At 68.1% G+C, this 23,412-nt stretch carries 20 protein-coding genes; 14 read left to right on the top strand and 6 right to left on the bottom strand.

The window, feature by feature from the left end; all coding sequences use genetic code 11:
• Nucleotides 1-49 precede the first annotated feature (49 nt).
• The 3 genes from AB7U46_RS05000 (at nt 50) to AB7U46_RS04990 (ending at nt 2,935) form a co-directional block, all read left to right on the top strand.
• On the top strand, nt 50-1,252 hold the full coding sequence (locus tag AB7U46_RS05000) for a pyridoxal phosphate-dependent aminotransferase (protein WP_428335838.1): 1,203 nt from the start codon (nt 50-52) through the stop codon (nt 1,250-1,252).
• A gap of 11 nt (nt 1,253-1,263) precedes the next feature.
• Nucleotides 1,264-1,686 carry a hypothetical protein gene (locus tag AB7U46_RS04995; protein WP_428335837.1) on the top strand — a complete coding sequence of 141 codons (423 nt, stop codon included), beginning with the start codon at nt 1,264-1,266 and terminating at the stop codon, nt 1,684-1,686.
• 118 nt (nt 1,687-1,804) lie between these two features.
• Nucleotides 1,805-2,935 (top strand): NAD(P)/FAD-dependent oxidoreductase, encoded by a 1,131-nt coding sequence (locus tag AB7U46_RS04990; RefSeq protein WP_428335836.1) that lies wholly within the window; start codon nt 1,805-1,807, stop codon nt 2,933-2,935.
• Here AB7U46_RS04990 and AB7U46_RS04985 read toward each other — a convergent pair.
• The 4 genes from AB7U46_RS04985 to ppk2 all read right to left on the bottom strand — a co-directional run bounded on the left by AB7U46_RS04985 (nt 2,926) and on the right by ppk2 (nt 6,717).
• Entirely contained in the window at nt 2,926-4,308 is a 1,383-nt protein-coding gene (locus AB7U46_RS04985; protein WP_428335877.1) for an MATE family efflux transporter, read from the bottom strand. The genes AB7U46_RS04990 and AB7U46_RS04985 overlap by 10 nt on opposite strands.
• A 54-nt stretch (nt 4,309-4,362) precedes the next feature.
• Nucleotides 4,363-4,968 carry a cytochrome b/b6 domain-containing protein gene (locus AB7U46_RS04980; RefSeq protein ID WP_428335835.1) on the bottom strand — a complete coding sequence of 202 codons (606 nt, stop codon included), beginning with the start codon at nt 4,966-4,968 and terminating at the stop codon, nt 4,363-4,365.
• A gap of 76 nt (nt 4,969-5,044) precedes the next feature.
• Entirely contained in the window at nt 5,045-5,494 is a 450-nt protein-coding gene (locus AB7U46_RS04975) for a c-type cytochrome (RefSeq protein ID WP_428335834.1), read from the bottom strand.
• A gap of 173 nt (nt 5,495-5,667) precedes the next feature.
• Nucleotides 5,668-6,717, bottom strand: coding sequence for a polyphosphate kinase 2 (gene ppk2, locus AB7U46_RS04970; protein WP_428335833.1), 1,050 nt, complete (start codon nt 6,715-6,717; stop codon nt 5,668-5,670).
• Between the two features lie 167 nt (nt 6,718-6,884).
• Between ppk2 and AB7U46_RS04965 the strand changes: the two genes are divergently transcribed.
• The 3 genes from AB7U46_RS04965 to parE all read left to right on the top strand — a co-directional run bounded on the left by AB7U46_RS04965 (nt 6,885) and on the right by parE (nt 11,747).
• Nucleotides 6,885-7,556, top strand: coding sequence for a glutathione S-transferase family protein (locus AB7U46_RS04965; protein ID WP_428335832.1), 672 nt, complete (start codon nt 6,885-6,887; stop codon nt 7,554-7,556).
• 137 nt (nt 7,557-7,693) lie between these two features.
• Nucleotides 7,694-9,613, top strand: coding sequence for a calcium-binding protein (locus AB7U46_RS04960; protein WP_428335831.1), 1,920 nt, complete (start codon nt 7,694-7,696; stop codon nt 9,611-9,613).
• Between the two features lie 175 nt (nt 9,614-9,788).
• Nucleotides 9,789-11,747: a DNA topoisomerase IV subunit B gene (parE, locus tag AB7U46_RS04955; RefSeq protein ID WP_428335830.1), complete on the top strand. Its 1,959-nt coding sequence runs from the start codon at nt 9,789-9,791 to the stop codon at nt 11,745-11,747.
• 85 nt (nt 11,748-11,832) lie between these two features.
• Here the strand turns inward: parE and AB7U46_RS04950 are convergent, their stop codons facing one another.
• On the bottom strand, nt 11,833-13,509 hold the full coding sequence (locus AB7U46_RS04950) for a c-type cytochrome (protein ID WP_428335829.1): 1,677 nt from the start codon (nt 13,507-13,509) through the stop codon (nt 11,833-11,835).
• A gap of 150 nt (nt 13,510-13,659) precedes the next feature.
• On the bottom strand, nt 13,660-15,744 hold the full coding sequence (locus tag AB7U46_RS04945) for a c-type cytochrome (protein ID WP_428335828.1): 2,085 nt from the start codon (nt 15,742-15,744) through the stop codon (nt 13,660-13,662).
• A 426-nt stretch (nt 15,745-16,170) separates the two neighbouring features.
• On the opposite strand from AB7U46_RS04945, the gene thiC reads away from it, so the two are divergent.
• From thiC to AB7U46_RS04905, 8 genes are all read left to right on the top strand, one after another.
• Nucleotides 16,171-17,958, top strand: coding sequence for a phosphomethylpyrimidine synthase ThiC (thiC, locus tag AB7U46_RS04940; RefSeq protein ID WP_428335827.1), 1,788 nt, complete (start codon nt 16,171-16,173; stop codon nt 17,956-17,958).
• Nucleotides 17,955-18,890 carry an FAD-dependent oxidoreductase gene (locus tag AB7U46_RS04935; RefSeq protein WP_428335826.1) on the top strand — a complete coding sequence of 312 codons (936 nt, stop codon included), beginning with the start codon at nt 17,955-17,957 and terminating at the stop codon, nt 18,888-18,890. The genes thiC and AB7U46_RS04935 overlap by 4 nt, the downstream gene beginning before the upstream one ends.
• Nucleotides 18,880-19,077 (top strand): sulfur carrier protein ThiS, encoded by a 198-nt coding sequence (gene thiS / locus AB7U46_RS04930; RefSeq protein ID WP_428335825.1) that lies wholly within the window; start codon nt 18,880-18,882, stop codon nt 19,075-19,077. The genes AB7U46_RS04935 and thiS overlap by 11 nt, the downstream gene beginning before the upstream one ends.
• Before the next feature lie 3 nt (nt 19,078-19,080).
• The gene (locus tag AB7U46_RS04925) at nt 19,081-19,839 is read left to right on the top strand and encodes a thiazole synthase (protein ID WP_428335824.1); all 759 of its coding nucleotides are present in this window, start codon (nt 19,081-19,083) and stop codon (nt 19,837-19,839) included.
• Nucleotides 19,836-20,447, top strand: coding sequence for a thiamine phosphate synthase (locus AB7U46_RS04920; RefSeq protein ID WP_428335823.1), 612 nt, complete (start codon nt 19,836-19,838; stop codon nt 20,445-20,447). Before AB7U46_RS04925 ends, AB7U46_RS04920 begins: the two co-directional genes overlap by 4 nt.
• Nucleotides 20,444-21,355 (top strand): ThiF family adenylyltransferase, encoded by a 912-nt coding sequence (locus AB7U46_RS04915; RefSeq protein ID WP_428335822.1) that lies wholly within the window; start codon nt 20,444-20,446, stop codon nt 21,353-21,355. The genes AB7U46_RS04920 and AB7U46_RS04915 overlap by 4 nt, the downstream gene beginning before the upstream one ends.
• Entirely contained in the window at nt 21,352-22,113 is a 762-nt protein-coding gene (locus AB7U46_RS04910) for a bifunctional hydroxymethylpyrimidine kinase/phosphomethylpyrimidine kinase (protein ID WP_428335821.1), read from the top strand. The genes AB7U46_RS04915 and AB7U46_RS04910 overlap by 4 nt, the downstream gene beginning before the upstream one ends.
• A 70-nt stretch (nt 22,114-22,183) precedes the next feature.
• The gene (locus tag AB7U46_RS04905) at nt 22,184-23,404 is read left to right on the top strand and encodes an MFS transporter (RefSeq protein ID WP_428335820.1); all 1,221 of its coding nucleotides are present in this window, start codon (nt 22,184-22,186) and stop codon (nt 23,402-23,404) included.
• Nucleotides 23,405-23,412: the final 8 nt, after the last annotated feature.

The raw sequence follows: 23,412 nt of genomic DNA, 5'->3' as shown, positions 1-23,412 counted from the left end.
GGGCGAGCGTAAGACATGCACCCGGCAGATACAAACCGGAGCTCCCGACATGGCTTTCCTTTCCGATACGCTTGCGCGCGTGAAACCCTCGCCGACGATCGCGGTGACCAACAAGGCGCGCGAGCTGAAAGAGGCCGGGCGCGACGTGATCGGCCTGGGCGCCGGCGAGCCCGATTTCGACACGCCCGCGAACATCAAGGCGGCCGCGATCGCCGCGATCGAGGCGGGCAAGACGAAATATACCGCCGTCGACGGCATCCCCGAGCTGAAGAAGGCGATCTGCGCCAAGTTCGAGCGCGAGAACGGCCTCAGCTACAAGCCCTCGCAGATCACCGTCTCCTCGGGCGGCAAGCAGGTGCTTTACAATGCGCTCGTCGCGACGCTGAACCCCGGCGACGAGGTCATCATCCCGGCGCCCTACTGGGTGAGCTACCCGGACATGGTGCTGCTCGCCGGCGGCACGCCCGTCTTCGTCGAGGGGCCGATGCAGACCGGCTACAAGATCACCGGCGCCGAGCTCGAGGCCGCGATCACGCCGAAGACGAAGTGGTTCATCTTCAACTCGCCCTCCAACCCCTCGGGCGCGGCCTATTCGCGCGAGGAGCTGAAGGAGATCACCGACGTGCTGATGCGTCACCCGCAGGTCTGGGTGATGTCGGACGACATGTATGAACACCTCTGCTTTGGCGATTTCGAATTCGTCACGCCCGCTCAGGTCGAGCCCGGCCTCTACGACCGCACGCTCACCTGCAACGGCGTCTCGAAGGCCTATGCGATGACCGGCTGGCGCATCGGCTACGCCGGCGGGCCGGAGAGCCTGATCAAGGCGATGGGCAAGGTGCAGTCGCAATCGACCTCGAACCCCTGCTCGATCTCGCAATATGCCGCGGTCGAGGCGCTGAGCGGCCCGCAGGACTACATCGCCGAAAGCTGCAAGGCCTTCGAGCGCCGCCGCGATCTCGTCGTCGCCGCGCTGAACACCTGCCCGGGGATCTCCTGCCCGACGCCCGAGGGCGCCTTCTACGTCTATCCCTCGATCGCGGGCTGCATCGGCAAGACCTCGGCCGCCGGAACGAAGATCACCGATGACGAGGCCTTCGCCGCGGCCCTGCTCGAGGAGGCCAATGTCGCCGTCGTCTTCGGCGCCGCCTTCGGCCTTTCGCCGAACTTCCGCATCAGCTACGCTACTTCCGACGCGGCGCTGACCGAGGCCTGCGCACGCATCAAGGCCTTCTGCGAAGGGCTGAAGTAACAGGGGGCACGATGGCGGGCGATCTGCCGGATTACTATTTCCGTATCCGCGAGAATGGCGCGGCGGTGTTTCGGGTCGATACCGAAAACCGCCAGCGCCGCATCGAGATGGACCAGATCGCCGTCGTCAACATCAAGAACGGCGAGATCAAGCCGCAGGGCGACCGGCGGCTGACCCCCGAGGATCAGCGCGAGATCGAGCGCTGGATGGCAAGCCGCGTCGCGCTGCTGGCCGAACGCGACATCGACGACATCCATCGCGCGGTCGATTACCTCAACCTCACGACCCATTGGGTGCAGTCGAAGGCCTCGGACGATCAGCTCGAAAGCGTCACCGATGCGCTCCTGCTCGCGATGCACGATCTGCGCACGGTGCTGGTGCGCAAGAAGGCGGAGCGGATGATGAAGACGATGCCCGCCGAGGGCGAGGACTAGGCGCTGCGCGCTTGCGCCGCATCGCGGCATGGCGCGGCGATCTTGCCCCGCATCCGGCGTCAAGATAGATGCAGGATATAGAATTTATCGCCGTTCCTCGCTGAAGGAGGCCCCTCACATGTCCCATGTCCTGATCCTCGGTTCCGGCTTTGCCGCGCTCACCGTGATCCGCGAGCTGCGCCGCCACAAGGTCGGTGCGCAGATCACCGTGGTCTCGCCGCGCGACGCGTTGCACTATCTGCCCTCCTCGATCTGGATCCCCGCGGGGATCCGCAAGGGGGCGGAGCTGAAACTGCCGCTGGCCAATTTCTTCGCCCGCAACGGGGTGCGCCATGTCGCGGCCTCGGTCACCGGGATGAATGCCGCGGAAAAGACGGTGACCACCGACACCGGCGAGGTCTTCACCGCCGATCACATCGTGATCGCCTCGGGCGGGCGCTTCCTGCGCAAGCTGCCGGGGATCGAGAACGCGATCATCCCCTGCGAGGGGATCGGTGCGGCCGAGGCGATGACCGAACGCCTCGCCGCGCTCGAAAGCGGCACGATCGCGATCGGCATGGCCTCGAACCCGAACGAGCCGGGCGCGATCCGCGGCGGCCCGATGTTCGAATATCTCTTCATCCTCGACACGCTCTTGCGTCGGCAGGGCCGGCGCGGCAAGTTCCGCCTCGTCTTCTTCTCGCCCGCGAAACGCCCGGGCAACCGGCTGGGCGAGAAGGCCGTCGACGGCCTCCTCAAGGAAATGGCGAAGCGCGGCATCGACACCCATCTCGGCCACAAGATGGTGCGGATCGAGCCGAACAAGGTGGTGACCGAGGGCGGCGAGATCGAGGCCGATCTGATCCTGTTCCAGCCCGGCATGACCGGCCCGGCCTGGCTCGAGGCGACGGACCTGCCGATGAGCCCGGGCAAGATGGTGCAGGCCGATGCGCTCGCCCGCGTCATGGGCTTCGAGGGGATCTGGGTCGCGGGCGATTCCGGTTCCTACCCGGGGCCGGAATGGCTGCCGAAACAGGCGCATCAGGCCGATCTTCAGGCGAAGGCGGTGGCGGCGAATATCGCCGCGATGCTGCGCGGCGACCTGCCGAAGACCGAATTCCTCGTCGAGCTCATCTGCATCATGGACAGCCTCGACAAGGGGATGATCGTGTTCCGCCGCGGCAATCTGAACATCGTGCTGCCCGGCATGAAGCCGCTGCACTGGCTCAAGCAGGCCTTCGAGAACCACTATCTCAAGGCCTATCGGTAAGCCTCCGGCGCGAGCCACGGCCCGCGCCAGAACCGCACGATCAGGGTGAGGCCGACACAGGCCAGCCCGACGACGAGGCCAAGCCAGAGCCCGACGCCGCCGAAGCCGTAGACGAAGGCGAGCAGGTAGCTCGTCGGCATGCCGATCAGCCAGTAGCCGGCGGCGGCCACCCACATCGGCACGCGCGTGTCATGCACCCCGCGCAGGAGGCCAAGCGCCATCACCTGCGTCGCGTCGAAAAGCTGGAACACCGCCGCCACGGCAAGCAGCTTCGAGCCGAAGCGCACGATCTCGGCCGCCTCGGGATTGGCGGCGTCGAGGAACAGGCCGATCAGCTCACGCGGGAAGATCAGGAAGATCGCCACCGTCACCAGCGCGAAAAGCACCGACATCCCCTGCGCGACCAGCGCGCCGTCGCGCAGCCGCACCACGTCCCCCGCGCCGAAGGCCCGGCCCGAGCGCACCGTCGCGGCATTCGACATCCCCATATGAACCATGAAGGTGAGCGAGGCGAGCTCAAGCGCGATGCCATGCGCGGCCAGCGGCACGGTGCCGATCCAGCCCATCATCAGCGCCGAGGCCTGGAACATCCCGGTCTCGAACAGCGAGGTGAAGCCGATCGGGATGCCAAGCCGGGCGACAGCCACGAAGGCCTCCCAATCCGGGCGCCAGAAGCGCTGCAACAGGTGGAAATGCGCCAGCGCCGGCTCGCGCACGGCATAAAGCATCAGGAGCGCGGCGGTCGCGAGCTGCACGATGACGGAGGCGAGGGCCGCACCGCGCACGCCCATCTCCGGCACTCCGAACCGGCCGAAGATGAGCACCCAGTTCAACCCGATGTTCAGCACCACGCCCAGCGCCGTCACCCACATCACGACCTGGGTGCGTTCGAGCGCGCTCAGATAGGCCTTCAGCACCGCGATCGTCAGCGCCGGAAACATCCCCCACATCGCGATCCGCAGGTAATCCTGCGCCAGCCCGGCGATCGCCGGATCCTGCCCGAGGCCGCGCAGGATCGGCCCGGAGACCGCCAGCACCGGGATCGAGAGCGCCGCGAAGATCAGCGACAGCCAAAGCCCCATGCGCGCATCGCGGCGCACCTGCGTCTCGTTCCCCGCGCCCATCGCGGCCGAGATCCGCCCCATCAGCGCATAGGAAAACCCCGAGCCGAGGATGAAGAGAAAGAAGAAGAAGGAGGAGCCAAGCACCACCGAGGCGAGCTCGGGCACGCCATACCAGCCGAGCATCACCGTATCGGTGACATGCAGCCCCATCTGCGCGACGTTCGAGCCGACGAGCGGCAGCCCCAGCACGACGAGCGCCCGGGAATGGGCGGCGAAACTCATGCGCTCCGCCGCGGAGGATTTGACCATCTGGTTCATGCGCGCGACGCTAGCCGAGCGCCGGGATGCCGTCCAGAGCCGGCGTCAGCCCTTGCGCCGACCGGTGATCATCGGGGTGACGAGGTCTTCCTTCTTCCACAGCTTGTAGAAGACGATCGCGCCGACATGCAGCACGACGAGGATCAGAACCACCGCGCCAAGCCGATGATGCCAGCCCAGCGCGAACCGGTTCCAGGCGGTGGAGACCATCTCCGCCAGCGGGCCGATGTTGAGGTAATCCTCCGGGTCGAGGAAAAGCCCGGTCGCGACCTGCGCGGCCAGCACGAGCAGCAGCGCGACGACGGAGAGCGCGCCGAGCGGATTGTGCCCGGGGTAATACTGCGTCTCACGCGAGGGCAGCGTGCGGATGTAACGCCAGACCGCCCCCGGCCCCTTGATGAAATTGACGAAGCGCGCATTCGCCGGGCCGACAAGCCCCCAGATCACGCGAAAGACCAGAAGCGCGATGACGAAATACCCCAGAAACATGTGCAGCGTCATCTTCGCCGGGCCGAATTCGCCCAGAAGCCAGGCCCCGGTGACGGAAAGCGCCAGCAACCAGTGAAAGGCCCGCAGCGCCGGATCCCAGATCTGCTTGCCGCTTTGGTCGTCGGGGGTGGGGCTGGCGGTGGGCTGCGTTGCATCGGTCATCGGAAATCGTCCTCGCATCGGTCGGAAAGACCCGGGCCGAACGCCCGGGTCGGGGAAGGGGCCGGGGCCCCTCCGCTCATTCGGGCAGACGGTAATCGTCGTGGCAGGCCTTGCAGGTGCCGGCGAACTTGCCGAAGGCGGCGCCATAGGCCTCCGCACCGTTGCCGGCCGCGGCGACGAGCTCGGCAGCAGCTTCGTGCATCGCCTTACCCTTGGCGCCGAAATCTTCCATATTGGTCCAGATCTCTTCCTTGGCGCGGGTCTGGCCCGGGAAATCGGCGACCGAAGTGCCGGCGGCGAACAGCGGCGCCATGTCGGTCTTCAGGATCGTGTCGAGCTTGGCGGCTTCGGCCTTGGCAGCCTCGGCGTCATAGGCCTTGGTCAGGCCGCCCATCGCCTTCGTCTCCTGCCCGAGGGCCTTGAAGAAATTCTGACGCGCCTCGACGGTCTGCGCCGCATCGGCGAAGGCCATCGTGGTGCCGAGCGCAAGCGCGGCGGGAAGCAGGGTAAAAATGGCTTTTTTCATGGCTGTCTCCTTGGAAGGGCGCTCGGACGCGCCAGCGACAGGAGTATTACGCATATGCAGCATGTTTCCGTCGCGACAGATGGACGCGAAACCGGTCACAACGGCGTGACCGGCGGAAAACGACCCGCGAACCGGTCCGGCACGCAGGGCGCCGGACCGGTCTGCGCCGCGGCTCAGGCCTTCCCCGGGGCCCGGCGATTGTCGGGATGCAGCGCCGAGCCGAGGATGTGGTCGGCCCCGTGGATCACATGGCTCGCATGGCCCACGATCAGCGGATCATAGGGCGTGGCGATCGCGGGATCCTTGTCGGGATAGTCGAGCGTCGAGAGGAAATGCTTCATGCAGTTCAGCCGCGCGCGTTTCTTGTCGTTCGACTTCACGATCACCCAGGGCGCATCGGCGGTGTCGGTGTAGAAGAACATCGCCTCCTTCGCCTCGGTGTAATCGTCCCATTTGTCGAGCGAGGCGAGGTCGATCGGCGAGAGCTTCCAGCGTTTCAGCGGATCGGTCTCACGCGCCTTGAAGCGGCGGCGCTGCTCGTCGCGGGTGACCGAGAACCAGTATTTGTAAAGCCGGACCCCGGACCGCACGAGCATCCTTTCGAGCTCGGGCGTCTGGCGCATGAATTCGAGATATTCGGAGGGCGAGCAGAAGCCCATCACCCGCTCGACCCCGGCGCGGTTGTACCAGCTGCGATCGTAGAACACCATTTCGCCCGCGGTGGGCAGATGCTCGACATAGCGCTGGAAATACCATTGCCCGCGCTCTTCCTCGGTCGGCTTGTTCAGCGCGACGACGCGCGCGAAGCGCGGGTTCAGGTGCTCGTTGAAGCGCTTGATCGTGCCGCCCTTGCCGGCCGCGTCGCGCCCCTCGAAGAGGATGACGAATTTCTGCCCGGTCTCCTGCGCCCAAAGCTGCACCTTGAGCAGCTCGGCCTGCAGGAGCGCCTTTTCCTTCTCATAGGCGGGGCGGCCCATGCGACGCGGATAGGGGTATTTCCCGCTTTCGAAGGCGATGCGGATCGCGTTCGGGTCGAGCTTCGGAAAGCTCTGGGGCCCGGTCAGCGCGCCCTCTCCCGGTGCGACCTCCGCCTCCGGCGCCGAGGTTTCCGCAGGGGTCACCGCCGCGGCAGCGCCCCCCGCGAGGGTCGCTGCGGCAGTTACCTCCCCCTGCGGCGCCTCAGGCTTGGCCTGCACCGCTTCCGACAGGATCTGATCGTCCATGCACATACTCCCTTCTTGTCTGACCCGCCTTAGCAGTGCGGCGTGAATTCCGCCTTGATACGCGTCAAAAAACTGTCACATCCGCCTTGTTTTTCTGGCCCGGGTCCGGTGCTCCCCTCTTTTCTTTCGCCGCGACCACGCGCAGTCTGGCGCGACAGGAGGACGCGATGATCACCCTTTACGGCACCTATCGCTCGCGCGCGACGCGCAACATCTGGGCGCTTTCCGAGCTTGGCCTGCAATGGCAGCTCCGACCGGTGATCCAGGCCTATCGGCTGGAGGCGCGCGGCACCGACCCGCATGCGCCCACCGCGCCGCTGAACACGCTTTCGGCGGAGTTCCTGCGCCTTTCCCCCGCCGGCGCGATCCCGGTGATGGAGGACGGCGGCCTCGTGCTGAGCGAATCGCTCGCGATCAACCTCTACCTCGCGAAGAAGGCCGGCGGCCCGCTTGCGCCGAAGGATGCGCAGGAAGAGGCGCTGATGCTGCAATGGGCGCTCTACGGCGCGACCTCGATCGAGAATGACGCGCTCGAGATCTCCTTCGCCTATGCCAAGGGCGAGGATTTCCCCGAGGCACGCCAGAAGATCGTCGATGCCGCGGCGGACCGGCTCGCGCGCCCCTTCGCGGTGCTCGAGAGCCATCTCGCCACGCACAGCCACATGGTCGGCGGGCGCTTCACCGTGGCCGACATCAACATGGCCGAGGTCGTGCGCTACGCGCAGCCGCATCTGCCGCTGATGGAGCGTTTCGAGCGGGTGAAGCGCTGGCTCGACCTGTGCCAGTCGCGCCCGGCCTTCCGCGAGATGTGGCGCAAGCGCCTCGACGAACCGGCGTAATCGAGCCGGTCGCCCGCCGAAGATCTCCGCGGGGTTGACATGTCGCGGCAACGCGGCACCCTGTCGGCATGTAACGGCCTGACTTCTCTCATTTTGTCAGTGAATGCGTTATCGGTCTCGAATTTGATGGAGTGATTATGGGTCAGGTTACCTCGAGCGGCGCGAACGCTCTCCCTTTCGATGCGGCGATGCAGGCGGCGGCGCTGAGCGCGACGATCCGGGATGGCTGGCTCTACGTCACCGGGGCGGCCAGCGGCGCCACGTTCACCGGGGTCGAGATCAGCTATCCCAATTACACCGGCTCGAGCCGCATCCTGCCTGTCGTCCGACAGGATGACGGCGCCGGGACGCAGATCGCCGTCACCAGTGATGCGACGACTCTCGTCAATCTCGACCTCAGCGGGTTAACCGTCTCCGGCGCCACCGTGAGCTGGTATTATCTGCAGGCCGAGACCTCGCTCATCGGTTCGCAACAAGACGACAGTCTCAGGTTCGAATCCCGGACGGCGGGGGTGATGCAGGGGCTCGGGGGCGACGACCTTCTCGCCGGGGGCCTCAGCGACGACCGTCTCTATGGCGGGGACGGCAACGACACGCTGAACGGATATGACGGGGACGACACGCTGGTCGGCGGGCGCGGCGACGATACGATCAACGGGGGCGACGGCATCGACACGGTCGTGCTGCGCGGCGCGATCAGCGATTACGAGATCACCACCTCCGACGGGAGCTACGTCATCACCCAGATCTCGGGCCCGGGAAACTACGGCACCGACACGGTGAGCAATGTCGAGATCGCGCGGTTCGACGACGGTATCGTCGACATCTCCGCCCCGCCGACCGACCTCGAGGCGACGCTCTCGGGCGGCCGCCTGCGCCTGAGCGGCGCGGCCGCGCAAACCGGCGCCGGCCCGATCGGCCGCATCTATGTCTATGGCGAACCCGAATACGCCCAGCTCAGCATCACCGACAACAACTCCGGCTATACCACCGTGCCGGTCACCGGTGACGTCTCGACGATCACCGCGCTCAATTTCAACCTCGTCACCGGGACGGGGATCTCGCTGACCTGGATGGCACAGGCCGCGACCACGATTCGCGGCAGCGCACAAAGCGACAGCATCGACCTTTACTCGACCAGCGACTGCACGGTGTTCGGCGGCGCGGGGAACGACATCATCCAGAGCAGCTATGGCAACGACCGCGTCTGGGGGGGATGGGGCCGCGACGAGATCAACAGCGGCGCCGGGTCGGACACGATCGCCGGCGAGCGCGGCAACGACACGATCAACGGCGACGCCGGCGAGGACACGATCGTCTTTCGCGGGGCGCGCGCGGAATATGACATCACCGAGCAGGCCGACGGCACCTATGCGATCACCCATGCGCGCGGCACGCAATTCGATGGCACCGACACCGTGATCAACGTCGAACACGCGCAGTTCTCCGACGGGGTCGTCGACCTGCCCCCGATCACCGATCTCTCGCTCGAACTCGACAATGGCCGGCTGACGGTCAGCGGCACGCCGGCACAGACGGGCTCCGGGATCTCCCTGTCCTATGGGGACGGGGTGATCCGTCTCGTCGACAACACCCCCACCCCGACCATCATCGAGATCGCAAGCGCCGCCGCCAGCATCCGCACCGTCGACTTTTCCGGCGTCAGCGACACGGGCGTCAGCTTCTACTGGAACAATCTTGCCGATCAGGCCCTGACCGTCCGCGGCAGTCAGCAGGATGACGCTTTCGCCTCCATGACCTTCGGCGACCTCCGGATCTTTGGCCTCGCGGGGGACGACACGATCGCGGGCTCCTACGGCAACGACACGCTGATCGGCGGACGCGGCGACGACATCGTCGACGGCAACGCCGGCCTCGACACCGTCGTCTTCTCCGGCGACCGGGCCGATTACGACATCGCGCTCGTCGACGGCGCCTATGTGGTCACCCATGCCCGGGGCACCATGTTCGACGGCACCGACACCGTGCTCGACGTCGAGTTCCTGCAATTCCACGACACCACGATCGACCTCTCGACGAACGACTGGATGGCCTGACGCGACGCGGCCTTGCCGCCATCGGGGCGCCCGTTTGCGCGCCCCCGGGCGATAACGCCGCTTCCAAAGTGCTCAAATATCCCCGGGGGGTCGGGGGGCGGCGCCCCCCGCCTTGCCCCCCGGGGCCAAGCTGCGGTATCCCTGCCCCTCAAGACCACCAGTGAAAGCGAGCAGCATGGCCGACGATCTCCTCTCTTCGCAGCCGCCCGAGACCTATGACGCCTCGTCGATCGAGGTGCTCGAAGGGCTCGAGCCGGTGCGCAAGCGTCCGGGCATGTATATCGGCGGCACCGACGAGCGCGCGCTGCATCACCTCGTGGCGGAAATCCTCGACAACTCGATGGACGAGGCGGTGGCCGGCCATGCCACCCGCATCGGGGTCGAGATGAATGCCGATGGCTCGGTCACGATCACCGACAACGGCCGCGGCATGCCCGTCGACCCGCACCCCAAATTCCCCGGCAAATCGGCGCTCGAAGTCATCCTGACCGTGCTGCACGCGGGCGGCAAATTCTCGAACAAGGCCTATTCGACCTCGGGCGGCCTGAACGGCGTCGGCTCCTCCGTGGTGAACGCGCTTTCCGACAGCATGATCGTGCAGGTCGCGCGCAACAAGGAGTTGTGGGAGCAGCGCTTTTCGCGCGGCGTGCCGCAAGGCCCGATCGAGATGATCGGTGCCGCGCCCAACCGCCGCGGCACCACCGTCACCTTCCACCCCGATCCCGAGATCTTCGGCTCGCTCGCGCTGAAACCCTCGCGGCTTTTCAAGATGGCGCGCTCGAAGGCCTATCTCTTCTCGGGCGTCGAGATCCGCTGGAAAAGCGAAATCCCCGACGGTGACATGCCGATGGAAGCGACCTTCCGCTTCCCCAATGGTCTGGCCGACTTCCTGAACGAGACGCTGACCGGAACCTCGACCTATGCCGACCGCCCCTTCGCGGGCCGCGTCAGCTTCGAGGAGAAGTTCAACGTCCCCGGCTCGGTCGAATGGGCGATCAACTGGACGCCGATGCGCGACGGCTTCATCCACAGCTATTGCAACACCGTGCCCACGCCCGAGGGCGGCACCCATGAGCAGGGCTTCTGGAACGCGATCCTCAAGGGGATCCGCGCCTATGGCGAGCTGTCGAACAACAAGAAGGCTGGCCTCATTACCCGCGACGACATGCTCACCGGCGGCTGCGCGCTCATTTCGATCTTCATCCGCGAGCCCTCTTTCGTCGGCCAGACGAAGGATCGCCTCTCGACCGAAGAGGCCGCGAAATGGGTCGAGGCCGCGGTGCGCGACCATTTCGACAACTGGCTGGTGGCCGATCCGAAATCGGCGGGCGCGATCCTCGATTTCCTCGTGCTGCGCGCCGAGGAACGGCTGCGGCGCCGGCAGGAAAAGGAAACCTCGCGCAAGACCGCGACGAAGAAGCTGCGCCTGCCCGGCAAGCTCGTCGACTGTTCCGCGACCAACCGCTCGGGCACCGAGCTTTTCATCGTCGAGGGCGACTCGGCGGGCGGCTCGGCGAAGATGGCGCGCGACCGCACGCATCAGGCGCTGCTTCCGCTGCGCGGCAAGATCCTGAACGTGCTTGGCGCCGCCTCCTCGAAACTCGGCCAGAACCAGGAGATCAACGATCTCGCCCAGGCGCTCGGCGTCGGCCTCGGCACGAAGTTCCGCGTCGACGATCTGCGCTATGACAAGATCATCATCATGACCGACGCGGATGTCGACGGCGCCCATATCGCCTCGCTCTTGATGACCTTCTTCTTCACCCAGATGCGCGGGCTGATCGACAAGGGGCATCTCTACCTCGCCTGCCCGCCGCTTTACCGCCTCACGCAGGGCGCGCGGCGCATCTATGTCTCCGATGACGCGGAAAAAGAGGTGATGCTTGCCAAGGGCCTCGGCGGCAAGGGCAAGATCGACGTGCAGCGCTTCAAGGGTCTGGGCGAGATGGACGCCAAGGATCTGAAGGACACGACGATGAACCCGGAGACGCGCAAGCTGATCCGCGTCACCATCGACGACGAATTCGCGGGGGAAACCGGCGATCTCGTCGAGCGGCTGATGGGCAAGAAACCCGAGCTGCGCTTCCAGTACATCACCGAGAACGCCCGTTTCGTCGAGGAACTCGACGTCTGATCCCGGAATGAAAGCCGCCCCGATCGCAGGATCGGGGCGGTTTCCGGTTCAGGCCACGGCCCCGGGGCGCCGGGGCCGGCCCTGTTCAGTTCGAGCCGGCGGCGATCTGCGCCTTCGCCACATCGGTGAGCTTCGGCGCCGCGCTTTCCGCCGCACTCAGCCCCGCGGGTTTTTCAAGCGGCGCGCCCTCGTCGCCCATCAGCCCGTTCGGCGTCGTCGTGCCATAGGTGTTGGTGCCGCGCTGGAAGAAGCGGCGGGTATCCTCGACCGAGCCAAGCCAGCGCGGATCCTGCGGCCGCTGGAAGCTGTTGAGGTAAAGCGCCACGTCCCAGGCCTGCGCCTCGGTCAGATCGGCATTGCCGAGCGGCATGTTGTGCTTGATGAAGCCCGCGGCCTTCTCGAGGTCATGCATGCCCGCGCCCCAGTTGAAGGAATTCGCCCCCCAGAGCGGCGGGAAGACGACGTGATCGCCCTCTTTCTTGCCCTGGCCATCGGCGCCGTGGCAGGTGGCGCAGCGCGCGGCATAGACCGCCTCGCCCCGGGCGTAATCGGGTTTCTCCTCGGGCACCGGCAGGTAGATATAGCCGCGCGGCTCGACGATCGCATCCGAGGGGATGCCGGTGCCAAGCCATTTCATGTAGCTTTCGAGCGCGACCATCACCTTGCTGTTCGGCGCCGGCGGCGTGCCGTTCATCGAATAGGTGAAGCAGCCCGCGAGCCGCTCGTAGAGCGTGTTCACATGCAGGTTCTTCGAGCGATACTGCGGGAAGTCGACCGTCGTCGCCCAGATCGGCGCCGCGTTCGGATTGGCGCCGGCGCCGAGGTGGCAGTTGGTGCAGGAGAGATCGTTGCCGACATAGGTGCCGCGCAGCTTCTGCGTGTTGACGAAGATATCGCGACCAAAGCGGATCAGATCACCCTCGGGCCCCTCGGGGATCTGGTCGAGCGTCGGCGGGGTGTGGGTATAGACCTTCGGATTGTTGATCCGCTTTTGCTGCTTTTCATAGGCGGTCTGCGCCGAGGTCCAGTCGATGCCGGCGGCCAGCGGCTTGTCCTTCATCTTCGGCATGTCCCAGCTCAGATCGGCCGGGGTGTAGCCGGTCAGCGGCCCGGCGTTCGGGTCGAGCGTGGCGAGATAGGCGATGACATTGGCGCGTTCCTCGGGCGTGAGCTTGCCGGCGACCGCGGCCATCAGCGCCTTGTTCGCATCGCTCGAGGGCTGCTCGGGCGCGGCGAGCTGCTCGAGCCGCTGCGCGACATAGGCGGTCTCCTGGCCGGCGATGCGCGGGAAGACCGCGCCGACGCCCTCGCCGTTCTGGCCGTGGCAGCTGGCGCAGGAGGGGATCTCCCGGCTCCAGTCGCCATTGTGGAAGAGCGCCTCACCCGCCGCGGCATCCGCCGCGACCTCGGTCTCCGGCGCGGGCCAGTCCTGCTTTTCCGCCTTCTGCGCGGCGAAATAGGTCGCAAGCGCGGTGATCTGATCTCCCGTCAGTTCCGGCGCGATCGAGGACATCGTGTCGCCCACCCGGGTGCCGTCGGCAAAACCGTGCAGCGCCCCCGCGAGGAACCCCGCATCCATTCCGGCGATCATCGGCGCGCCCATGTCGGCGCTGCCCAGCCCCGTCTCCCCGTGGCAGGTGGCGCAGGCGGGGACCGTGTCGGTGCCCTCGGTGATCAGGCTCATGACCTCGTCGGTTCCGGCTTGCGCCGCGCTCGTGGCGAGCAGCAGCGCAAACCCGGTGAGGATCTTGCGGTGTAGCATGGCTGGAAGGCTCCCTGTTCTTCCCTGATTGACAAATTCAGCTATCGCAATGCTGCGATGCGTTCAACGTTGTCCCGGCTCCCTTGCAACAAGCGATGCGGCCGGCCCCGGGACAAAGGACCAGCCGCAGGCTTCGGACGAGGCGGTCGATCAGTACCGCGCGTCCTTCGGTTTCGGATCCTTCGGCCAGTCCTTCACCTTGTCGGGGAAGTCGGGCCGCGGCATGTGGCTGAAGTATTCGCCCACATCCACCGCATCCTGATCGGAGAGACCGCCCTGACCCAGCGGGAACTTGCCATGCGCCGCGATCGGCATGTTCTGCTTCACGAAGGCGGCGGCCTTGAAGGTGCGGGACATGCCGGCGCCGATGTTGAAGGAATTGTCGCCCCAGAGCGGCGGGTAGACGGTGCGCCCGGCGGCATCGGTCAGGCCCTCGCCGTTCTCGCCGTGGCAGGCGGCGCATTGTTGCGCATAGATCTCCTTGCCATGCACCGGATCGGGGATCAGCGTCTGGTCGATCTTGCCGATGCCGCGGCCCTCGACCTTGTCCTCGGGCTTGGTCTCGCCCTTCATCCAGTCGAAATAGGCGATCATCGCCTTCATCGGTTCGCCGTCCTTGGCGAGCGGCTTGCCGTTCATCGAGCGGCGGAAGCAGCCGTTGATCCGGTCTTCCATGGTGATGACCTTGCCGGCCCGCGCCCCGTAGGAGGGGAAGAAGGCGGTGATGCCGATATAGGGCGAGCCATCGGCCACCGTCCCCGCGTTGAGGTGGCAGGAGGTGCAGTTCAGCTCGTCGCCCACGTTCTCGGGAAGCAGGTCACGGGTCTCGGCGTTGAGCCGCATGCCATAGACCAGTTGCTCGGCATTCGGTTCCTTCAGCATCGCAGCCAGCCGCGGCGTCTCGAAGGTCGAGGCCGCGACCGCCGGGCCGATCGCCTTGCGCGCGGCTGCGACCTGTTCAGTCGTGATCGCCGAGGCACCATTGCCGAAGTTCTCACGCACGAAGCTCAGGATCTCGGCAATCTCCTGATCGCCGAGCTGCGCGAAGCCCGGCATGAAGAAGGCGCGCGGATGCGCCGCGGTCACCGCGGTCTCGCCGCCGGTCAGCGTGATGTGGATCAGCGTCGCGGGATCCTCGGCCGAGATCGTGTGGTTGCCGCCGAAGGCCGGGAAGACGCCGGGCACGCCTTCGCCGTTCGGGCGGTGGCAATCGGTGCAGAACTGCGCATAGCCAAGGCCGCCCGCGGTGGTGAAGGTCGTCTCGGGAACCACCGCCGCGATCACCTCCTCGGGGCTTTCGGCCTGTTCGGGCCGGTCGGTGGGCAGCGACTTCATGTAGATCGCCATCGCCGTCAGATCGGCATCGGTGAAATGCTGCGTCGAATGCGAGATGACATCGGTCATGCTGCCCGAGACGGTGGCAAAGCGGTTCTGCCCGGTCTTGAGCAGGCGCACCATGTCCGACACCGTCCAGAGGCTGCGCAGGTTGACCGCGTTCCAGTTCTCGACCTGCGCACCGGAGAGGAACTTGTCCCCCTTCGGCCCCTTGTCCGACATCGTGACTTCCTGGAAGCCGATGCCGCGCGGGGTGTGGCAGGCGCCGCAATGGCCAAGCCCCTGCACCAGATAGGCGCCGCGGTTCCAGACCGCGTCCTTCGACGGATCGGGGGCGAAGGGCTGCGACTTGAGGAAGGCGACGTTCCAGAAACCGAGGCCCCAGCGCTGGTTGAACGGGAAGCCGAGATCGGTCTCGGGGTTTTGCTGCTTCACCGGCGCGAGCCCCTGGCTCAGATAGGCCCAGAGCGCGCCCATGTCCGCGGCGGACATCTTCGCATAGGAGGGATAGGGCATCGCCGGATAGAGGTTGTGCCCGTCCGCCGCGACGCCCTTGCGCATCGCGCGGTCGAACTCGCCAAAGCCCCAGCCGCCGATGCCGGTTTCCGGATCGGGGGTGATGTTGGTCGAATAGATCGTGCCCATCGGGCTTTCGAGCGCGAGGCCGCCGGCCATTTCCGTGCCGCCCTTGGCGGTGTGGCAGGCGACGCAATCGCCCAGTTCGGCGATGTAGCGGCCGCGCGCGATCAGGTCGGCATTCGCCTCCCCGGTGAAGCCGGGCGAGAGATCCTCGACCGCCGGCGGGCGCACCAGCCAGAGCGCGACGCCGCCGGCCAGCAGCGCCACGGCGCCGAGCGTTGCAAGATATTTTCCGGTACGAGATTTCGGGGCCGCGGTCATGTCAGTGATCCCATGCAATTTCTGCCCGGACGCTAGGTGTCGTTCACGAAACCGTCAATTTGGGGATAGCCCGCAGCAACTAGGGGTTTTCCCCTAGAAAGCCGCCTCTGCGGCCCGCTGCCCCCTGCGACATCGCGTCCTCACCACTGCGCGGCGGGCGTTGACATGTCGCGCGAAGCCGCTATCGTCCGCCCCACGTCAGGGGAGTCCCGCCAAGGGGACTGAGAGGCTGACAGGGGGCAACCCCGGTGAAGCGACCCTTTGAACCTGACCCAGTTGACACTGGCGTAGGAAGACCGAAGGGCATTTCCGCATTCCTCATCCATTGGGGGCGGTCCTTTCGGGCCGCTTGGGCCCTCCTGCCGGGCCGTCGCGGCCCCTTTCTGCCAAGGTTTCACTTGGGTCTCATCGCAAGAGGAGACCGAAATGAAAGACCTGCCCCCCACGATCACCACCGGCCCGCTGCCGGCCTCGCGCAAGATCCACCTTGAGGGCGCTTTGCACCCCATCCGCGTGCCGATGCGCGAGGTCGCGATCTCGAACGAGGCGCCGCTCACCCTCTATGACAGCTCGGGCCCCTATACCGACCCGGCGGTGGCGACCGAGATCGGGCGCGGCCTGCCGCGGCTGCGCGGCGACTGGCTGATCGCGCAGGGCGCGGTCGCCGAACACGAAGGCCGCACCGTCACCGCGGCCGACAACGGCTTTGCCACCGGCGCGCGGCTGACCCCGGCCTTTCCGGTCACCCACCGCCCGCTGCGCGCCACCGGCGGCCGCGCGGTGACCCAGCTCGCCTTCGCCCGCGCGGGCATCATCACGCCGGAAATGGAATTCGTCGCGATCCGCGAGAACGAGGGCCGCATCGCCGCCCCCGCCCGCGACGGCGAGGCCTTTGGCGCCGGGATCCCCGACCTCGTCACCCCGGAATTCGTGCGCGCCGAGATCGCCGCGGGGCGCGCGATCATCCCCGCGAACATCAACCACCGCGAACTCGAGCCGATGATCATCGGCCGCAATTTCAAGGTGAAGATCAACGCGAACATCGGCAATTCCGCCGTCACCTCCTCGATGGAGGAGGAGGTGGAAAAGATGGTCTGGGCGATCCGCTGGGGCGCCGATACGGTGATGGACCTCTCGACCGGGCGCAACATCCACAACATCCGCGACTGGATCCTGCGCAACGCCCCGGTGCCGATCGGCACGGTGCCGCTTTATCAGGCGCTGGAAAAGGTCGGCGGCGTGGCCGAGGATCTGAGCTGGGAGATCTTCCGCGACACGCTGATCGAACAGGCGGAACAGGGGGTGGATTACTTCACCATCCACGCCGGGCTGCGGCTGCACATGATCCCGATGACCGCGCGCCGCGTCACCGGCATCGTCTCGCGCGGGGGCTCGATCATGGCGAAATGGTGCCTGCATCACCACCGCGAGAGCTTCCTCTACGAGCATTTCGAGGAGATCTGCGAAATCGCCCGCGCCTATGACGTGAGCTTCAGCCTCGGCGACGGGCTGCGCCCCGGTTCGATCGCCGACGCCAATGACGAGGCGCAATTCGCCGAGCTGCGTACCTTGGGCGAGTTGACGCAGATCGCCTGGGCGAAGGACTGTCAGGTGATGATCGAGGGGCCGGGCCATGTGCCGATGCACAAGATCAAGGCCAATATGGACGAACAGCTGAAGCACTGCCACGAGGCGCCCTTCTACACGCTCGGGCCGCTGACGACCGACATCGCGCCGGGCTACGACCATATCACCTCCGCCATCGGCGCGGCGATGATCGGCTGGTTCGGCACCGCGATGCTCTGCTACGTCACGCCGAAGGAGCACCTCGGCCTGCCCGACCGCGACGACGTGAAAACCGGCGTCATCACCTACAAGCTCGCCGCCCATGCCGCCGATCTCGCCAAGGGGCATCCGGGCGCGCAACGGCGTGACGACGCGCTCAGCCGCGCGCGCTTCGAGTTCCGCTGGCAGGACCAGTTCAACCTCGGCCTCGACCCCGACACCGCGCGCGAAATGCACGACGAGACGCTGCCGGCCGAGGCGCATAAGGTCGCGCATTTCTGCTCGATGTGCGGGCCGAAGTTCTGCTCGATGCGGATCAGCCACGACATCCGCGCCGAGGCGGAGAAACAGGCGGGCATGGCCGGGATGGCGGAGAAGTTCCGCGCGGGCGGCGCGCTTTACGTTCCGGTGACGGAGGAGGCGGAATGATCTCCGTCCTCGGATCCGGGGTCGCCGGGCTTTGCGCGGCGACGGCGCTGGCCGAGGCGGGCTTCGCCGTCGAGCTGATCGCGCCGGAGGGGGCGCCCCCCGCCGCCTCGCGCCTTGCCGGCGGCATGCTCGCCCCGTTCTGCGAGGGCGAGGCCGCGCCCGAGACCGTCGTCACCCGCGGGCAGGGCGCAATCGGCTGGTGGCGCGCGCATAGCGAAAGCTTCGTCGCGCGCGGCACGCTCGTCGTCGCCCCCGCCCGCGACAGCGCCGAGCTCGACCGCTTCGCCCGCGCGACCCGCGGCCATGATTGGGTCGATCCGGGCGTGCTCGAACCGGGTCTCGCCGGCCGCTTCGCCCGCGGCCTCTTCTTCGCTACGGAGGCGCATGTGACCCCGGTCACCGCGCTCTCCGAGCTGCGCGCGGGCCTCGCCCGCCGCGGCGTCGCGATCCATGGCGGCGCCCCGCGCGGGCGCATCGTCGATTGCCGCGGGCTGTCCTCCGGCGACCGGCTGCCCGATCTGCGCCCGGTGCGCGGCGAGATGCTCGAGCTTTTCGCCCCGGACGTCACCTTCACCCGCCCGCTGCGCCTGCTGCATCCGCGCTTTCCCTGCTACCTCGTGCCGCGCGGCGGGGGGCGTTTCATGCTTGGCGCGACGATGGTCGAAAGCGCGCGCCCCGGCCCGATCACCGCACGCGCGGCGATGGAACTCCTGTCCGCCGCCTACACGCTGCACCCCGCGCTTGCCGAGGCGGAGATCCTTTCCACCGGCACCGGCCTGCGCCCGGCTTTCCCCGACAATATCCCCGAGATCCGGCGCGAGGGCGACCGCCTCCATCTCAACGGCCTTTATCGCCACGGCTTCCTGATGGCGCCGGTGCTGGCCCTCGATCTCGTCGCGCTCTTGCAAAAGGAAACCGCCGATGCGCATTGATCTCAACGGCGCCCCGGTCGAGACCGGCGCCGCCACCCTCGCCGATCTGATCGCCGAGCGCGGCTTCGACGCCGCCGCGGTCGCGACCGCGCTCGATGGCGCCTTCGTCGCGCGGGGGGCACGCGGGCAGACCCCGCTCACCCCCGGCGCGCGGATCGAGGTGCTTTCGCCGATGCAGGGGGGCTGAGCGATGTTTTACGACACCCCGCTGAGCAGCCGCCTGCTTCTCGGCACCGCGCAATACCCCTCGCCGCAGGTGCTGCGCGACGCGATCGCCGCCTCGGGGGCGGAGGTCATCACCGTCTCGCTGCGCCGCGAGGGGCCCGAGGGCGGCGCCTTCCGCGAGATCCTGCGCGAGAGCGGCTGCCGCCTGCTGCCCAACACCGCGGGCTGCCATTCCGCGCGCGAGGCGATCACCACCGCGCAGATGGCGCGCGAGCTGTTCGGCACCGACTGGATCAAGCTCGAGGTGATCGGCCATGCCGACACGCTGCAACCCGATCCCTTCGCACTGCTCGAAGCCGCCCGCGTCCTCTGCGCCGAGGGGTTCCGCGTCTTCCCCTACACCACCGAAGACCTGATCCTCGGCGAGCGGCTGATCGAGGCGGGCTGCCGCGTGCTGATGCCCTGGGGCGCGCCGATCGGCTCGGGCCAGGGGCTGCGCAACCGCGAGGCGCTGCGCAGCTACCGCGCGCATTTCGCCGGCGTGCCGCTGGTGATCGACGCCGGCATCGGCGCGCCAAGCCAGGCCGCGCAGGCGATGGAGATGGGCTTCGACGCGGTGCTGCTCAACACCGCGGTCGCGCGTGCCACCGACCCGGTCGCGATGGCGCGCGCCTTCGGGCAGGCGGTCGCGGCGGGGCGCGTCGCACATGAGGCCGGGCTGATGCCGCGCCGCGAAATGGCCACGGCCTCGACCCCGGTCTTCGGCATGGCGGTGCTGGCATGATCCGGCTCGATCCCTTCTATCCGATCGTAGGCGATGCGGATCTGCTCGAGACCCTCGTGCCGCTTGGGGTTCGCCTCGTGCAGCTGCGCCTGAAGGACCGGCCCGAGGCGGAGATCCGCGCCCAGATCCTTCGTGCCAAGGCCTGCTGTGCGGCGCATGGCACGCAGCTCGTGGTGAACGATCACTGGCGTCTCGCGCTCGAGGCGGGTTGCGATTTCGTCCATCTCGGGCAGGAAGATCTCGACACCGCCGACATCCCCGCGTTGCGCGCCGCCGGGGTGCGCTTCGGCCTGTCCACCCATGACGAGGCCGAGCTCGACCGCGCGCTCGCCACCCGGCCCGCCTATGTCGCGCTCGGCCCGGTCTGGCCGACGCTCCTGAAGAAAATGAAATGGGGGCCGCAGGGCCTTGCCCGCGTCACCGAATGGAAGCGCCGCGCGGGGGCGGTGCCGCTCGTCGGCATCGGCGGCATCACCCCCGACCGCCTCGGCGCGCTTTTCACTGCCGGCGCCGACAGCGCGGCGGTGGTGACCGACATCGCCACCGCCGCCGACCCGGTCGCGCGCTGCCGCGCCTGGATCGCCGCAACGCGGGAGTTGGCGCGATGAGCCGCTACGCGCGCCAGACCGTGCTGCCCGAGATCGGCGCGCAGGGGCAGGCCCGGCTCGCCGCGGCGCGGGTGATGGTGGTGGGGGCCGGCGGGCTCGGCTCGGCGGTGCTGCCGCTGCTCGCCGGGGCGGGCATCGGCGCACTGCGCCTGATCGACCCCGACATTGTCGCCGAAAGCAACCTGCACCGGCAGACCCTCTTCGAAATGGGCGATCTGGGCCGGCCGAAGGTCGAGGCCGCCGCCGCAGCGCTCTCCCGGCGCAACCCGGATTGCGCCGTCACCACGCGGATCGCCCGGCTCGACCCGCTGATCGCGCGCGCGGAGATCTCGGGCCTCGACCTCGTGATCGACGCCGCCGACACATTCGTGACAAGCTACACGCTCTCCGACATCTGCCAGGCCCGCGGGGTGCCGCTGATCAGCGCCGCGGTACTCGCGCGGCAAGGCCATGTCGGCGGTTTCTGCGGCGGCGCGCCCAGCCTGCGCGCGGTCTTCCCCGATCTGCCGGCACAGGCGGCGAGCTGCGAGAGCGCCGGGGTGATGGGGCCGGTCGTCGCCACGCTCGGCGCGCTGCAGGCGCAGATGGCGCTTGCGGTGCTGCTCAACCTCACGCCCTCCCCGCTCGGCCAGCTCCTGCAGATCGACCTCGCCAGCTGGCGCCTCTCGGGCTTTCGCTTCGACGGCGCGGCGGAACCGGAAGAGCCCGGCCCGCTGATCCTTTCGCCCGGCGAGATCACGCCCGAGGACATCACCGTCGATCTGCGCCGCGGCGAGGCCGCCCCCGACGATCCCGCCGGCCGGCGCGTGGTCTTCCTCTGCCGCAGCGGCCTGCGCGCCTGGCATGCCGCGCGCCAGCTGCAACGCGCGGGGCACGCCCGCGTCGCGATCGTCGGAGAGGGCGCATGAGCGCGCCGCTGCTCCTGATCGGCGGGCTCGATTCGAGCGCCGGCGCCGGGATCCTGCGCGACGCCGCCACCGCTGCGCAGCATGGCGTGCCGTTTCGCACCGTGGTGACCGCCGTCACCGCGCAGACCGACGCGGCGGTGAGCGCGATCCACCCGGTCCCGGCCCCGGTCATCCGCGCCCAGATCGCCGCCGCGGGCGCGGTGGCGGCGATCAAGATCGGCATGCTCGGCACCGCCGCGACGGTCACGGCCGTCGCCGATGCGCTGCCCCCGGTGCCGCTGGTGCTCGACCCGGTGCTGCGCGCCTCCTCCGGGCGGGCGCTGCTCGATCCGCCGGGGCTGCGCCTCTTGATCGGGCGGCTCCTGCCGCGCTGCACGCTCCTCACCCCGAACCTGCCCGAGCTTGCCCTGCTCGGGCGGGCGCTCGGCCTGCCCGAGGGGGGGGCGGAGGCGGAGATCGCCGCGGCGTTGATCGCGGCGGGGGCGCGCAACGTGCTGGTGAAGGGCGGGCATGCCATGACGCCCGAGCGCTGCGAAGACCGCCTCTACCGCGCGACGGGCGCCGTGCTCAGCTTTGCCGGCCCCCGCCACCGGGTCACGCTGCGCGGCACCGGCTGCCAGCTCGCCACCGGCATCGCGGCGGAGATCGCGCTGGGGCGCGCCCTGCCGGAGGCGATCCCCCGGGCGCGCGCCCTCCTCGCGCAGCGCTTCATGGCGGCAGAGGCCGAGACCTCAGCGCAGCCTTGCGCCGCGCCGTGATTTGGCGGCAACTGTCCCTTGTCTGCCGCGCGCCCGCTCCGGGGGCACCGCGGCGCAACGGGAGCCTGCGATGAGCGACGAGACCACGACGAAACCGGCGGGCTGGCACGCGCTGCCGACGGGGATCTGGGCGCTCGGCTTCGTGTCGATGCTGATGGATGTCTCCTCCGAGATGATCCACGCGCTGCTGCCGATCTACCTCACCGCCGGGCTGGGCGCGACCGCGCTCGCCGTCGGCGTGATCGAGGGCATCGCCGAGGCGACGGCGGCGATCACCAAGGTGTTTTCCGGCGCGCTTTCCGACTGGCTCGGACGGCGCAAGGGGCTGGCCGCGCTCGGCTATGGCCTTGCCGCGCTGACGAAACCGGTGTTTCCGCTCGCCACCTCGCTCGGCTGGGTGGTGGCGGCGCGTTTCGTCGACCGCGTCGGCAAGGGCATCCGCGGCGCGCCGCGCGATGCGCTGATCGCCGATCTCACCCCCGAGGGGTTGCGCGGCGCCGCCTTCGGCCTGCGCCAGTCGCTCGACACCATCGGCGCGGTGCTCGGCCCGCTCGCCGCGATCGGGCTGATGGCGCTTTTCGCCGATGATTTCTCGAAGGTGTTCTGGGTCGCGGTGATCCCCGCCTTCCTGTCGCTCGCCCTGATCCTGACCGCGGTGCACGAGCCGCCCCGCCCCGCGGCAAAGCCCGCCCGCGCGCCGCTGTCGCGCGCCGAACTCGCGCAGCTGCCGCGCGCCTTCTGGGTCGCGGTGGGGGTGGCCTCGGTCTTCACCCTCGCCCGGTTCAGCGAGGCCTTCCTGATCCTGCGCGCCTCCGAAGCCGGGCTTGCGACGGCGCTGGTGCCGCTCGTGCTCGTCGGGATGAACGTCGTCTATGCGCTTTCCGCCTATCCCGTGGGCGCGCTTTCCGACCGGATCGGGCGGCGCGGCCTGCTGATCGGCGGGCTCGCGCTGCTGATCCTCGCCGATCTCGTGCTGGCGCTTGGCCCCGGGCTTTGGGGCGCGGGGATCGGCGTGCTGATCTGGGGGCTGCACATGGGGGCGACGCAGGGGCTGCTCTCGGCGCTCGTCGCCGATACCGCGCCGCCCTCGCTGCGCGGCACGGCCTTCGGCCTTTACAACCTCGTCACCGGGGTCGCGCTGCTGCTGGCGAGCGTGATCGCCGGTGCGCTCTGGCAACAGATCGGCGCGCAGGCGACCTTCCTCGCCGGTGCGATCTTCGCGGCGCTGGCGCTGTTCGGCGTGCCGCTGCTCGGCCCGCGCAAGCCGCGCCCGGGGGGCGATGACGCCTGATCCCGGGC

Source organism: Paenirhodobacter sp., assembly GCF_050177655.1.
Lineage (GTDB): Bacteria > Pseudomonadota > Alphaproteobacteria > Rhodobacterales > Rhodobacteraceae > Rhodobacter.
The sequence above is the reverse complement of the archived record's forward strand: the minus strand, read 5'-3'. Positions and strand labels throughout refer to the sequence as shown.